The sequence below is a fragment of the Thiosocius teredinicola genome (assembly GCF_002009425.1).
Classification (GTDB): Bacteria; Pseudomonadota; Gammaproteobacteria; order Chromatiales; family Chromatiaceae; genus Thiosocius; species Thiosocius teredinicola.
This window is the reverse complement of sequence record NZ_CP019936.1, coordinates 4,654,285-4,668,799: the sequence shown is the minus strand read 5'-3', so window position 1 is coordinate 4,668,799 and position 14,515 is coordinate 4,654,285. Positions and strand designations below refer to the sequence as shown.

Annotated in this window: 12 protein-coding genes; 10 read left to right on the top strand and 2 right to left on the bottom strand. The window is 59.1% G+C overall.

The features are described from left to right. The first annotated feature begins 81 nt into the window (after positions 1-81). The gene (gene mdh, locus B1781_RS22070; RefSeq protein WP_078121749.1) at positions 82-1,011 is read left to right on the top strand and encodes a malate dehydrogenase; all 930 of its coding nucleotides are present in this window, start codon (positions 82-84) and stop codon (positions 1,009-1,011) included. 243 nt (positions 1,012-1,254) lie between these two features. Further along, positions 1,255-2,550: a citrate synthase gene (locus tag B1781_RS22065; RefSeq protein WP_078121748.1), complete on the top strand. Its 1,296-nt coding sequence runs from the start codon at positions 1,255-1,257 to the stop codon at positions 2,548-2,550. Here the strand turns inward: B1781_RS22065 and B1781_RS22060 are convergent, their stop codons facing one another. Together B1781_RS22060 and B1781_RS22055 are read right to left on the bottom strand one after the other, a co-directional pair. Further along, positions 2,551-3,135 carry a hypothetical protein gene (locus B1781_RS22060; protein WP_078121747.1) on the bottom strand — a complete coding sequence of 195 codons (585 nt, stop codon included), beginning with the start codon at positions 3,133-3,135 and terminating at the stop codon, positions 2,551-2,553. A 16-nt stretch (positions 3,136-3,151) separates the two neighbouring features. Then, positions 3,152-5,617, bottom strand: a complete 2,466-nt coding sequence (locus B1781_RS22055; RefSeq protein ID WP_078121746.1) for a penicillin-binding protein 1A — start codon at positions 5,615-5,617, stop codon at positions 3,152-3,154. A 361-nt stretch (positions 5,618-5,978) separates the two neighbouring features. Between B1781_RS22055 and B1781_RS22050 the strand changes: the two genes are divergently transcribed. The 8 genes from B1781_RS22050 to B1781_RS22015 all read left to right on the top strand — a co-directional run bounded on the left by B1781_RS22050 (position 5,979) and on the right by B1781_RS22015 (position 14,410). Then, positions 5,979-7,052, top strand: coding sequence for a pilus assembly protein PilM (locus B1781_RS22050; RefSeq protein WP_078121745.1), 1,074 nt, complete (start codon positions 5,979-5,981; stop codon positions 7,050-7,052). 1 nt (position 7,053) lies between these two features. Next, positions 7,054-7,620, top strand: coding sequence for a PilN domain-containing protein (locus B1781_RS22045; protein ID WP_078121744.1), 567 nt, complete (start codon positions 7,054-7,056; stop codon positions 7,618-7,620). Beyond that, on the top strand, positions 7,617-8,207 hold the full coding sequence (locus tag B1781_RS22040; protein ID WP_078121743.1) for a type IV pilus inner membrane component PilO: 591 nt from the start codon (positions 7,617-7,619) through the stop codon (positions 8,205-8,207). Before B1781_RS22045 ends, B1781_RS22040 begins: the two co-directional genes overlap by 4 nt. Then, complete coding sequence (locus B1781_RS22035) at positions 8,207-8,722, top strand: pilus assembly protein PilP (protein WP_078121742.1); 516 nt, start codon at positions 8,207-8,209, stop codon at positions 8,720-8,722. Before B1781_RS22040 ends, B1781_RS22035 begins: the two co-directional genes overlap by 1 nt. A gap of 11 nt (positions 8,723-8,733) precedes the next feature. Next, positions 8,734-10,842, top strand: a complete 2,109-nt coding sequence (gene pilQ / locus B1781_RS22030; RefSeq protein ID WP_078121741.1) for a type IV pilus secretin PilQ — start codon at positions 8,734-8,736, stop codon at positions 10,840-10,842. 73 nt (positions 10,843-10,915) lie between these two features. Next, a complete protein-coding gene (gene aroK / locus B1781_RS22025; RefSeq protein WP_078121740.1) occupies positions 10,916-11,431 on the top strand; it encodes a shikimate kinase AroK in 516 nt (171 codons plus the stop codon). An 80-nt stretch (positions 11,432-11,511) separates the two neighbouring features. Continuing rightward, complete coding sequence (gene aroB / locus B1781_RS22020) at positions 11,512-12,585, top strand: 3-dehydroquinate synthase (RefSeq protein ID WP_078121739.1); 1,074 nt, start codon at positions 11,512-11,514, stop codon at positions 12,583-12,585. Next, complete coding sequence (locus B1781_RS22015; protein ID WP_078121738.1) at positions 12,575-14,410, top strand: SPOR domain-containing protein; 1,836 nt, start codon at positions 12,575-12,577, stop codon at positions 14,408-14,410. The genes aroB and B1781_RS22015 overlap by 11 nt, the downstream gene beginning before the upstream one ends. Positions 14,411-14,515: the final 105 nt, after the last annotated feature.

Genomic DNA, 14,515 nt, shown 5'->3' with positions numbered 1-14,515 from the left:
GAAACGGATGACCGGATTCTTCGTCTAAGCTCAAAACGAGGCGGGCCCAGCGTCTGCCGACAGAGAGACGGAGAAAAAACAATGCAGAAAGTTGCGATCGTGGGGGCCGGCAGGGTCGGCGAAACCACGGCACAGATTCTTGCGGAACAAGAGACCTGTCGTGAGGTTGTGTTGATCGACATCCGCGAAGACGTGCCGCAGGGCGTGGCGCTGGATATCTTCCAGACTGCGCCTTTCTTCGAATTCGATACCCGCGTAAGCGGCAGCAACGACCCGGCAGCGATGCGCGATGCCGATGTGGTTGTGGTGACGGCGGGTGTGCCGCGCAAACCCGGCATGTCGAGGTCTGACGTACTCGGCGTCAATCTCAAAGTGATCGACGGCATCATCGACGACGTTATGCAATTCGCACCGAACGCCATCGTCATCATGGTAACCAATCCGGTTGACGTGCTGACCTATCGCGTCTGGCAGCGCACCGGCTGGCCGCGGGAACGGGTATTGGGTCAGGCTGGGGTGTTGGATGCCTCGCGCATGGCGGCCTTCATCGCGATGGAGACCGGTTTTTCGACCCGCGACATCACCACGATTGTGCTGGGCGGTCATGGCGACAGCATGGTGCCGATACCGCGATTTTGCACAGTCAATGGCATACCCGTATCGCAGTTTCTGAGCGAACAACAGATCGAAGAAATCGTTGAGCGCACCCGCGGTGGGGGCGCAGAGATACTCGCGCTGCGCAAGAACGCCAGCGCCTACGATGCGCCTGGCGCGTCTATTGCAGCGATGGTCGATGCGATCAGCCACAATAGAAACCGGGTGTTGCCCAGCGTTGCGATATTGCAGGGAGAATATGAAGAAGACGGCATTGCCATGGGTGTGCCTTGCATATTGAACGAGCGTGGTTTGGTCCAGGTGCTGGATCTCGGATTGAGTGACGATGAGCAAGCGATGTTTCGCGAGTCGGCGGCGGCAGTACGGCATGATATCGAACGAATTCCGTTAGCCTGATTCCGTCTTCAGAGTTTGCTGAAGAGCGTCCGGATCAGCAAACGGGCAGGCCGGGAACTGCACTGGCCTGGTGCGAATTGATGCGTGGTTGCGTGCGTATGGGGCAGCCGGTTCCGCCGGTTTTCGGCGTTTGTGCATTAAAAAACGGCCCCGCGGCGGCGCGACAATTCCAATAATCGGATGGAAATCCGGTTGTGTTAGGCTTTTGCGCCTAGCTTCAAATCAGCCTAGAGGAACGGCCACATGTCTGACAGGAAAGCCACCCTCACCTTCAGTGATACCGGAAAGTCTATCGAGCTTCCGATTCACTCCGGCACTGAGGGTCCCGATACCGTTGATATCACGTCGCTCTATGCTCAGGGCAAGGTATTTACGTTCGATCCCGGCTTTGTCTCGACCGCCAGCTGCAACAGCTCGATCACCTACATCGACGGCAACGAGGGCGTGCTGCGCTATCGTGGCTACCCGATCGAGCAGTTGGCCGAAAAGTCTTCGTTTATCGAGGTGGCGTACCTGCTGCTGTATGGTGAGCTGCCGAGCAAAACCGAACTCGATGACTTCAATAGCGTCATCACGCGGCACACCATGATCAATGAGTCGCTGCTGCGTTTCTTCGAAGGCTTTCATTACGATGCGCACCCGATGGCTATGATGGTCGGCGTGGTGGGTTCGTTGTCCGCCTTCTATCACGATTCGACCGATATCAGTGACCCGCGCCATCGCGAGATCAGTGCGCACCGCCTGATTGCGAAGCTGCCGACGATCGCAGCCGCCTGCTACAAGCACAATGTGGGCGAGCCGGTGATGTATCCACGCAACGATCTGAGCTACACCGGCAACTTCTTGCAGATGATGTTTTCCACGCCGTGTGAAGACTATGAAGTGGACCCGCTGGCCGAACGCGCCATGGACCTGCTGTTCATTCTGCATGCCGATCACGAACAGAACGCGTCGACCTCGACTGTACGGCTCGCGGGCAGCTCGGGAGCCAATCCCTTCGCCTGTATCGCCGCTGGCACGGCTTCGTTGTGGGGGCCGGCTCACGGTGGCGCCAACGAAGCGGTTCTCGACATGCTCGAGCAGATCGGCGATGTGAAGAACATCGACAAGTATCTCGCCAAGGCCAAGGACAAGGACGATCCGTTCCGCCTGATGGGCTTCGGCCATCGCGTCTACAAAAACTACGATCCGCGCGCGAAGATCATTCGCGAGGTCTGTTATCAGGTCCTCGAGAAACTCGCGGATACCAACAATCCCTTGTTCGAGTTGGCGATGCGCCTCGAAGAACTCGCGTCGAAGGATGACTACTTCCTGGAGAAGAAGCTCTATCCGAACGTCGATTTCTATTCGGGTATCATCTACCGCGCGCTGGGTATCCCGGACAGCATGTTCACCGTCATGTTCGCTATTGCGCGTACCGCCGGCTGGGTGAGCCACTGGATGGAAATGCTCGATGACCCGAAACACCGCATCGGCCGTCCGCGCCAGTTGTATCAAGGTGCGGGCAAGCGCGACTACCTGCCAGTCGATCAGCGTTGATCAGTGGCTGGCAGTCCTTTCAACGAGGGCTGCCAGTTCATCCTGGCTCAGTGCGGCCAGCTTACCGCCGCCGATCGGATCTCTTGGCGGGTCGCTGCGTTGTTGCGGCGGCATAATGATCAGCTCCACATTACTGTCGCCGGCCTGGAAGCGTAGCGCTGGTAGCGCCTCGATCCGGCCTCCGGAGTAATGCATCCTCGCCTCCGTCTCGCGCCACGGGGTGCGTTGGTCGCTCAGGTGCATGATCACCTGTTCGGGCGTGTCGGCGGTCAGCAGCAGGCGAATGACATCGACCGGACCGTCGCCGTTGACCAGAGACCCGATTAGTCTTGGCTGAAACGCGTCAAACTGCCGCATTGCTTCGATCGCCATGCGGCGGTTTTCGTGAAGCTGCTTTGCCTGCTCCGGCTTGAACAACTCGCGGTAGTCCTGAATGGCGGCGCGCATGGTTGCCGCATCCGGTTGACCTGGTTTGAGTCTGATTCCCAGTTCTTGCGCCACCTGGCGCAGCGCGGTTGGAAGTTCCAGGCTGTCTTCTACCACCCGTTTGGCAACGTCGGCGATCAGTCGTCTGAGATCGTTCATATGCTGCCGATGATCGTCAGAACAGATCCTGGGTCGGCGGGGTGGTGGTTACCGGCTGCGACGATACGGTGCCGGTGTTCGTGGTGCCGCCGGCGTATTCGGGCGCATTCTCGGCCATGAACAGTTCGAAGATGGCGTCTTCGGTGGCCGCACTGGCACGTGCCCCAGTGCGTGGATCGATGCGCATGCGCACGATGCCTTTGGGCATGGTCGGCTCGACGTCGGGCACATCGTTCAACGCGGTGCGCATGAACTCGATCCAGGCGGGCAGAGCTGCTTTGCCGCCGACTTCACCGCGTCCAAGCTTGCTGTTGTCATCGAAGCCTACCCAGACGTTTGCAACGATATTCTGGTTGAATCCGTTGAACCAGGCATCGCGTTGGTCGTTGGTGGTGCCGGTCTTGCCCGCGATGTCTTTTCGACCCAACTCGCGTGCCTTGGTCGCGGTGCCGGCGCGGATAACGTCCTGCATCATCGAATACATCAGGTAGCGATTACGCTCATCCAGTACACGCGGCGCGACCCTGGGCTGTTGGTCGGTAGCCGACTCGTTGGGTGGCGCGGCGCTCTCTTCCGCTTGGTCAGTGGGTGTTTCGGCAGCAGTATCTGCGACCACCGCGGGGCAGTCCTTGCAGACCGTCAGCGGGTTTGCTCGATAGATCACGCCGACGTCTGATTGCTCGATGCGATTGATCATGAAGGGCTCGACGCGGTAGCCACCGTTGGCCAGCACCGCGTACCCGGTCGCCATCTGCAGCGGCGTTACTTCAGTGCTACCCAGTGCGAGTGACAGGTTGTGGGGGATTTCTTTTGGATCGAAGCCGAATTTTGCGATATGTCTGACCGCGTTATCGATGCCCATCGAGCTCAGCAAACGTATCGAAACCAGGTTGCGCGACTTGGTCAGTGCATAGCGCAAGCGGGTCGGGCCGAAGAACTTGCCCGAGTAGTTTTCCGGCCGCCATGCGCCTTCGAGGCTCGGGTCTTCGAACACCACGGGCGCGTCGTTGATCAGGCTGGCTGGCGTAAAGCCGCTGGCCAGCGCCGCCGAGTAGATGAATGCCTTGAATCCCGAACCGGGCTGACGTTTCGCTTGGGTGACGCGATTGAACTTGCTGTGATAGAAGTCGTATCCGCCTACTAGGGCGCGGATCGAACCGTTGTTCGGGTCGAGCGCGATCATCGCGGCAGCGACGCGCGGAATCTGCGATAGCCGCAGAACTTTCTTGTCGTCCTGCTCAACCCATTTCACCCGGATGAGGTCGCCGGCAGCAACGACGTCAGCGGGCTTCTTCGGCGCCGGTCCGCGGTTGTCCAGTTCGATATACGGACGCGCCCATTCCATTTGTTTCCAATCGACGGTTCCGGTCGAGCCTTCGCCCAAATAAACACTCGCCGCTTTGTCGTCGACAGCCGTTACCACGGCCGGCAGCAGTTCGCCGACGGTCGGGTGATCCGCGAGAATGGCGTCCAGTTCTTCCGGTTGCGTGGGCACGCTGTCGAGCTGACTTTCGGGGCCGTAATAGCCGTGGCGGTCGCTGTAGTCGTCGAGGGCGTGACGCAATGCCCCGTTGGCGGCGCTCTGCTCCTCGGCCTTCAGTGTCGTATAGACCGAATAGCCACCGGTGTACGCATCTTCCCCAAAGCGGTCGACCATCTCGGCGCGTACCATTTCGGCGGCGTACGGCGCCTCGATCTGGATGTCGGGCGAGTATCGGCTCGCCGTGACTGGTTGCGCGTGGGCTTCGTCGTACTGTGCTTGGTCGATGTAACCCAGTTCGAGCATCCGCGACAGCACGTAGTTGCGGCGTGCGATGGCACGCGATGGATTGGTTAATGGATTGAAGGCAGACGGAGCCTTCGGCAAGCCCGCTATCATGGCGGTCTGGGCAAGATCGAGATCTCCGACCGTTTTGCCGTAGTACACGCGCGCCGCTGCGCCGACACCATAGGCGCGATGACCCAGGTAAATTTTGTTCAGATAGAGCTCCAGGATCTCTGCTTTGCTCAACTCGTTTTCAATGCGCAGGGCGAGAAATATCTCGCTGATCTTGCGGGTAAACGTCTTCTGACTGCTCAGGTAGAAGTTGCGTGCGACCTGCATGGTGATGGTACTGCCGCCTTGGCGTTTCTCGCCGGTCAAGGCGAGTTGGATGCCGGCGCGCGCCAGACCGCGATAGTCGACACCCGGATGGGTGTAGAAATTGGCGTCTTCGGCGGCGAGGAATGCCTGGATAAGACGCTCCGGCAGTTCTTCGTGATCCAGCGGTATCCGGCGCTTCTCGCCGAACTCCGCGATCAGTCTGTCGTCACGCGTGTAGACCTTCAACGGCACCTGCAAGCGGACGTCGCGCAGGTTGTCGATTTCGGGGAGCTCGGGTTCGAGATAGTAGTAGGCGATGCCGACAGCAGCGGCCCCGGCGAGCACGCCGAAGATCCCCAGCCACAGCCCAAACTTAAAAAATTTCCAGAACCACTTCATTTATTGCATTCGCCGACTACAGAGATTTAAAAGCGTGCCGATACGTTGGCCAAGAGGGTCGTAATACTAGCTCGAAAAGCCCTGCTACAGGGTGTTGAGCACGCAAATCCGCGACCCGGATGAAACAGAAATGTCGGGGAGTCCGGTTGCCGAGAATCACGCGAGTGGTAACAGGCTTGAGGTCGAAAAGACCGTACTTAGTTCCCCTATGAGTGCGAAATCCTTCAAAAAAATGATGAGAAGGTTTTATACTTAGGCGAATTAATTAAAGAAAAACCTCCAAGTTGCCGTTAGTACTCCCGATCCCGGGACGCAAGGCACTCGGGCAGGCACACCAAAGGAAGTCGGAAGCTAATCAGTCATGGGCCTTTTTACCCAGAAGAAGGTGCCGCTACTCGGACTGGATATCAGTTCAACAGCGGTGAAGTTGCTCGAATTGAGTCAACATAATGGCCGTGGGGGTGTCCGTTATCGCGTAGAGAGTTACGCGGTGGAGCCGCTTCCCTCAACGGCAGTCGTTGAGAAAAACATCGCTGATGTCGAGGCGGTCGGCAAGGCGATCCGCAGCGTTGTCCGCAAGGCGGGTACCCGCAATAAACGGGCGGCGGTGGCCGTTTCCGGATCGGCAGTCATCACTAAGGTGATTTCGATGCCGGCGGCGCTCTCCGAATCTGAAATGGAGAGCCAGATCCAGCTCGAAGCGGATCAGTACATCCCGTACCCCCTCGAAGAGGTCAACATCGATTTCCAGGTCCAGGGGCCGTCGGAAAACAGCCCGGAACTGGTCGATGTACTACTGGCGGCATCGCGTAGCGAGAACGTCGATGACCGGGTCGCGGCGCTGGAACTCGCCGGGTTGACCTGTGACATCGTCGATGTCGAGGCCTACGCGATGGAAAACGCCTGCAGCCAGCTGGCCGACCAGTGGCCCAACGCGGGTGAAGATCAGATCATCGCCGTCGCCGATATCGGCGCGACGACGACCACCCTCAACGTCCTGCACAACAACCGCATCATTTATACGCGTGAACAGAATTTCGGTGGGCGCCAGCTGACCGAAGAGATTCAGCGTCGATACGGCTTGTCGGTGGAAGAGGCCGGCATGGCGAAGCGCCAGGGCGGTCTGCCGGACAATTACATCCCGGAAGTCCTCGAGCCGTTCAAAGAAGCGATGGCACAGCAGGTCAATCGTTCCATCCAGTTCTTCTATTCGGCAAGTGCGTTCAACAACGTCGACTTGGTCGTTTTGGCGGGCGGCAGCTCGTCGGTACCGGGTATCGACGACCTGATTCAGGAGCGTCTTGGCGTTGAAACGGTGATTGCCAATCCGTTTGCGAACATGGCGGTTGCTTCAAAGGTTAAACCACAGGTGCTCAGTAACGACGCTCCGGCGTTGATGATCGCTTGCGGACTGGCACTGAGGAGCTTTGACTAACATGGCGCGCATTAACCTATTACCTTGGCGAGAAAAACTGCGCAAGCAGCGTCGCCGTGACTTCGGCCTGATGGTGCTTGGTGCCTTGGTGGTGACCTTTCTCGGTCTCTTCTACTGGCACATGTTCAATCAGGGAATGATTGACAACCAGAACGAGCGCAACCGCATTCTGGAGGGCGAAATCGCCACGATGAACAAGGCGATAAAAGAGATCGAGGAGCTCGATCGCACCCGCCAGAAGCTGATTGCCCGCATGAAGGTGATCGAAGACCTGCAGGTCAGTCGCCCTCAAATTGTGCATCTGTTTGACGAGTTGGTGACGGTTGTGCCGGATGGAGCCTATCTGACGAAAGCTGTGCAGGCCGGCAAGAAACTGGTGCTGGATGGTCGCGCACAGTCGAACGCCCGTGTCTCGACCTATATGCGAAATATCGAGGCCAGCCCCTGGCTGAACGATCCCAAGCTCAAGATCATCGAGCACAAAGACGAGGACCGTAAAGCGGCGGCGGGGAGCACCTTCCAGTTGGATTTGGTGCAGGTTGTGCCCAAAGAGGAGGCTGCCCAATGAACATGCAGGAACTCAACGAGCTTGATTTCAGCAACATCGGTGACTGGCCGGCCATCGTCAAGGCGATCCTGATCATCATCGTGTGCGCGCTGGTTGGTGTGGGCTGGTATTACCTTGATACCGAGGCGCAGTACGTCGAGCTCGAACGTGTCGAGCGGATCGAACAGGACTTGCGTGGAGAATTCGAAGAAAAGCAGCAAAAAGCGGCCAATCTCGAAGCCTACCGGGCGCAGCTGAACGAAATGCGCGAGTCATTCGGTGCGATGCTGCGTCAGTTGCCGAACAAGACCGAGGTCGCCGACCTGCTGGTGGACGTCTCGCAGACCGGTCTCGCAGCCGGGTTGGAATTCGAATTGTTCCAACCGCAGTCAGAGATCCCGAAAGACTTCTACGCAGAGCTGCCGATCAAGTTGCGAGTCATCGGCACCTATCACGAGTTTGGTGAGTTCGTCAGTGGCCTGGCGGCGTTACCGCGAATCGTCACTGTGCACGACGTTTCCATCGCACCGCGCCCTAATTCACCGGGTGAACTGATCATGGAAGCGACCGCTCGTACGTACCGTTATCTTGATGAGGCAGGTGGCTGATGATGAAGAAGTTCATCCCATTGATGGTGCCTCTGTTGCTGGCCGGTTGTGTCAATACCGACAAGTCTGATCTGCAGACCTATATCGACGATGTGAAGAGTCGTCAGGCGTCAGGTATCGAACCGATTCCGGAGATCAAGCAGGTGGTGGGGTTTGTCTACGCGGCCAAGAATCGTCGCGATCCCTTTACGCCGCAGGAAGACGAAACCGCCGCAACGGAGTCTGTGTTGGATACGGGAATCCGTCCCGATCCGAATCGGCGCAAAGAAGAGTTGGAGTCATATTCGCTCGACTCGCTGCGCATGGTAGGAACGTTGGAGCAGGAACAAGCGACCTGGGGTCTGGTCAAGACCTCGGATGGCACGATACATCGCGTGGCGACGGGCAATTATCTGGGCCTGAATGACGGCAAGATCACACGCATCAGTGAAGACAAAATAGAGCTGATTGAACTCGTACCCACTGGTTCAGGCTTCTTGGAAAAAGAAGCAGCATTGGCACTGGGCGAGGAATAGGAGAAGGCACAATGGTTAAGAAGGTAAAGGCACGCAACAAGGCACTCTTGGGGATAGTGCTTGCATGGGCCTTCCTGTCCGATGCACTGGCTGGCCAGCTGCAGGACGTGAGTTTTTCGGCATTGCCAGGTAACCGTGTCGAGGTCGTCCTGACGACCAGCGAAGCGGTGTCGAACCCGGTATCGTTCACGACGGATAACCCTGCACGTATAGCCATCGATCTTCCGGGCACGACCAATGGTTTGCCGCAGAAGGTAACGCCGATTGCCATCGGGGTGGCGCGCAGTGTGACGGCGATCGAAGCGGGTGACCGCACGCGCGTCGTGATCAATCTGCTCGAATCGGTTGGGCACGAAGTGAAGACCGAGGGTAACAAGGTCATCATTGATGTCGGCGCCGGCAGCGGTGCGGGCAGCATGTCGGCTGCGGCGCCGGCCGCCGCGACGGCTTCGTCACACAGCGTGGCCAAAGGCAAAGGTGGTGCCGGACTGGAAAACATCGATTTCCGCCGTGGCCCCGAAGGTGAAGGGCGCGTCGAGATCGAACTCTCCGATCCGTCCATCGTGGTAGATATGCGTCAGCAGGGCAACTCAGTCGTGCTCGATTTCATGAACACCGCGATTCCGGAACAGCTGGCACGCACGCTGGATGTCATGGACTTCGCCACCCCGGTCAAGTCGATTCAGACGCGTCCGAACGGTCGCAATGTACGCATGACGATTGCGACCGGTGGTGAGTTCGAACATCTGGCATACCAGGCGAACAACAACTACACCGTCGAATTCCGGGCCCTGACCAAGCAGGAAAAAGAGGCTCGCCTCAAGGCTCAGAAGGTTTACGAAGGCGATCGCCTGTCGCTGAACTTCCAGGATATCGAGGTGCGTGCCGTACTGCAGTTGCTGGCGGATTTCACTGGCCTCAACATGGTGGTCAGTGACACGGTATCCGGTCGCATCACACTGCGCCTGAAGAACGTCCCCTGGGATCAGGCGATGGATATCATCCTGAAGACCAAGGGTCTGTCGATGCGCAAGACCAACAACGTCATTCTGGTTGCGCCGACCGAAGAGATTGCTGCCCGCGAAAAGCTTGAGCTCGAATCTCAGCAGCAGATCGCAGAGTTGGCACCGTTGCGTTCGGAGCTTATCCAGATCAACTATGCGAAGGCGGAAGATCTGGCCAAGTTGCTCAAGTCTCCGGACAACAAGTTGCTAGGCGACCGTGGTAGCGTGTCGATCGACGAGCGTACCAATACGCTGCTGGTCCAGGACACGGCGGCCAAGCTGAGCGAGATCCGCGCCCTGATTGGGGATCTGGATATCCCGGTTCGCCAGGTGCTGATCGAGTCGCGGATTGTCATTGCCAACAACGATTTTGCCCGTGACCTCGGTGTCAAGCTTGGTTTCTCGGCGGTCGGTTCGCACGATGGCGATGTTGGTCTGTTCGGTGGCGGTTTGCAGGGTGACTTGGCAACGAACATTGCCGGTCCATTCGTCGTAACTGGCGATAGCGACAACGAGAACCTGCTGGTCAACCTGCCGCAGACTCTGGCGGCCGGCAGCGGTGGCGCAGTCAACTTCGTCCTCGGCAAGATGGGTTCATACCTGTTGCGCCTTGAACTGAGCGCCATGCAGCAGGAAGGCAAAGGCGAGATCGTATCGAGCCCGCGCGTGATCACGTCGGACCAGAACACTGCTTCGATCAAGCAGGGTGTCGAGATTCCTTACCAGGAAGCAACCTCGAGTGGTGCAACGTCGGTATCCTTTAAAGAGGCCGTGTTGCAGCTGGAAGTCACGCCGCACATCACGCCGGATGACCGTGTGATCATGGATCTCAAGGTCAACAAGGACAACCCGGACTTCACCCGCGCGGTGCTGGGTGTGCCGCCGGTCGATACCCGCGAGCTGGAGACCTCGGTGCTCGTGGACAACGGCGAAACCGTCGTCCTCGGTGGTGTGTTTGAACGTACCAAGGCCAAGAATATCGGCCGGGTGCCGTTCTTCGGTGACCTGCCCTACGTCGGTTGGGCGTTCAAGCAGGAGCAAATCCAGGACGAGAACAGCGAACTGCTGATCTTCGTGACGCCCAAGATCCTGAAGGACACGCTGACTCTGCGTTAATCCGGGATCTTTTCTCAAGCAGCAGCAACGGCGGGCACTTGTCCGCCGTTGCTGCTTCTGGCATACCTAGTCCATGGCGATACCGAACCGAATTTTTCTGATCGGCCCGATGGGTGCCGGCAAGACCACGATCGGCAAACAGCTGGCGCAAGCGCTGGGCATGGCGTTCAACGATTCCGACCTCGAGATCCAACGCCGCACCGGTGTGGATATCCCGACTATCTTTGCCTACGAGGGCGAGGATGGGTTTAGGGCGCGCGAGCGCCAAGTCATCGATGAACTGACCCAGGTAGAAGGCCAGGTGCTGGCTACTGGCGGTGGCGCCGTTATCTCGCCGGAGAACCGGCAGCACCTGTCTGCCCGTGGCATCGTGTTCTACCTCGCATGTTCGGCAGAGCAGCAGTTCGAACGTACGCACCGCGACCGCAACCGCCCGTTATTGCAGACGGAAGACCCGCTGGCACAGCTCAAAAAGCTCCTCGAAATTCGTGACCCGCTGTATCGTGCGACCGCGGATTACACCGTCAGCACCGAGGGAAGGAGTGCTACTTCCGTCGCAAACGAGATCCTGGACACCGTTCGCAGCTGACGCATTCCGGCCGGAGCCGTGTAGAATTTGCGAGCAATGATCGCGAATCAACCAGGAACTCCCGGACCATGTCATCCGCAATGCGCACTTTGAAAGTCGATCTCGGCGAGCGAGCCTATCCGATTTTCATTGGTCCCGACCTGCTCGGAGACACGTCGCTGTATGCGCCTCATATCCATGGCCAGCAGGTCATGGTGGTCACCAACGAAACCGTCGCTCCGCTGTACCTCGAACGCGTAGAGAATGCGCTGTCTGGGTACCGCGTTGCCCGCGTCGTCCTTCCCGACGGCGAAAAATACAAGACGCTCGACATTCTCGATCGCATCTACAGCGCCCTGTTGGAAAATCGCTTCGATCGTCGTTGCACGCTGGTCGCGCTGGGTGGTGGCGTGATCGGCGACATGGCGGGCTTCGCTGCCGCCAGCTACCAGCGCGGGGTCAATTTCATCCAGGTGCCGACCACCCTGTTGTCGCAGGTCGATTCGTCTGTTGGCGGCAAGACCGGGGTCAATCACCCTTTGGGTAAGAACATGATTGGTGCCTTTCACCAACCGCAATGCGTGATCGCGGATACGGCGGCGTTGAACACACTGCCCGATCGGGAATTGTCTGCCGGTCTTGCTGAAGTGATCAAATACGGTTTGATAAACGATCCTGAGTTCTTCGACTGGCTGGCGTCGAATATGACCTCGCTGGTCGCGCGCGACCCAGCGGCCTTGATCTACGCGATCGAACGATCGTGTGCCGACAAGGCAACAGTTGTCGCTGCGGACGAACTCGAAGCCGGCCAACGCGCCCTGCTGAATCTCGGACATACCTTCGGCCACGCGATCGAAACGGGTATGGGATATGGCGCGTGGCTGCACGGCGAGGCGGTCGGCGCCGGTATGTGCATGGCAGCAGCTTTCTCCCAACGGCTCGGATGGATGACACAGGGTGACGTCGACCGAATTGTCGAGGTGATCGGGGCCGCCGGGCTACCCACGGCACCCCCTGCCGAAGTGACGGCCGAGCGTTTCCTCGAGTTGATGGCGGTGGACAAGAAAGTGATGGATGGCCAGTTGCGATTGGTGTTGATGCACGGCATCGGCAAAGCCGTGGTTACGTCCGATTTCAATATGGACTCCCTGAGGCAGTCGCTCGATGCCGCCTAGCGCCCACGCCGCCGACAGCTATTTTGAAACGCCGGCCCGGGGCGAAAGGCTGCAGCTGCTGTTGCACCTGGTGCGCAATGCCGATGAGGTGATCTATCTGCGCGCGCCGAGCGGCGCGGGTAAGACCCTGTTCGCTGAACGCCTGCTTGCTGTTCTCGGCGACGATATGGCGGTGGTTCGCGTCGGCGCGGGGCAAGACAGCGATATCCCGGCCGCCGCTGTAGGGCAACTGGATGTCGTTGGCGCGAACATGGGTCCTTGGCCGGAAAACATATTCGCCGCTATCGGCGAACAAGGCCTGCTTGTGGTCGTGGACAACGCCGACGAGCTCGCGGTCATGGATATGGAGTATCTCGATGACCTGCGACGCCACGGCGGGCATCTGCTGTTGATCGGCCAAGGCGGTTTGCCGCGCCAGGCAGGAGATAACTGGCAGGTGAATTTCGTCGACCTGCCGGGCTTCGATGCCGATGAAAGCATGCGCTTCCTGCTCGCCAGCGCTGGCGAGCATGCCTTGAAGGTCAGCGAAGGTCTGGCGGCCGCATTGCACGGTGCCGCCCAAGGTCAACCGGGCCCGTTGTTGGCGGGCTTGAACGAGGTGTTGTCAAGATCGCCGGCTCCGCCTGCCAAAGAGCCGAAGCCACCGGTGCCCGTGGGCCGACCTGCCTGGCAATGGATCGCCGGCGGTGCGGTTGTCATTCTCTTGGGAGCGATACTCGTCTTCCAAGACGAGATCAACGCGCTTTTCGAGCCCCCTGCGCCAACCGTTGTTGAGGTCGAGGTGCCGGAGCTTCCTGCTCCGTCCGGCTCGGTTGCGCCTGCATCGCCAGTGGATGGGCTCGGCGCCACGGCCGCTAAGCCATTGGCGCCGCCAGTTGAAGCCGATCAGCTCGCCACAGGCGGCGTGGACGATGAGTCGTTAGCGGATTCCGTACCCGAGATTGCACTACCCGAACTAACACCGTTGGTAGCCGATAGCGCCTACGAAAAGGCCGAGCCGCAGATCGGCGCAATGCAAGAGGCGCAGACAGGGCTTGCCAAGCCGGCCGACACTGCTCCGGAAAAGGCGTCTCCAAAACCTGCCGAGACATCACCGGCGGCCGACGATCCGCTAGCCGCCGTGATGAAGGATGCAATGACTGCGGCGGATTCGGGCGCGGGCGCTAAAGACGTTGCGCCTGAGTCGCAAAAACCTGCAGAAGAAACCACCCCGCCGCCGGCAACCAAACCGCTGGCGACAGGGCGCGATGCCGATCCTGTCGCGGCCGATAGCACCGGGGTTCAAGTCTCTGCATTGCGTGAACCCCCCGCTTCGCAGCCCAAGCCGGCGGATGCGGCAGCGGCCCCGCCCGTCGTAGCTCCATCCGCGCCCGCCGAAGCTCGGCCGTCGCGCGAGAAGGTTGTAGACAACCGGCCCGGCGCTGCGCCGGTCGAGGATCGGACGACGCCGGCTGCGCAAGAAAAGACCGAAGAGAAGACTGTGGCGGCAACTCCTTCGATGGCGCCCAAACCCGTTGCGGCTCCGGTCGCAAGTGCGGCGAAAGGCGTCGAATGGTTGAAGTCCCGGCCCGCCACCCACTACACCCTGCAACTTCTTGGTGCACGTGACAGGGCCGCCATCCAGAAGTACATCCGATTGCACGCCGTTGAGGCGCCTTACGCGATCTTTGAGCGGCCCCTCAACGGCAAACCCTGGTTCTCCCTGGTCGCTGGCGATTATCCGTCGCGTGCGGCTGCACTGGCGGCGCGCAATCGTCTGCCGGCCGACATGCGTACGTCGGATATCTGGCCGCGCACCTTCGCGTCGATCAAGAAAACTCTTTAATATCAGTCGATTAAATGTTTGTTCGGGGCGCTGCGTTTTGTGTGCAGTGCAAAACAGTGGTTCGAATATTCTGATTCCATTATCCTAGCGGGTCCGCTCAGCCGG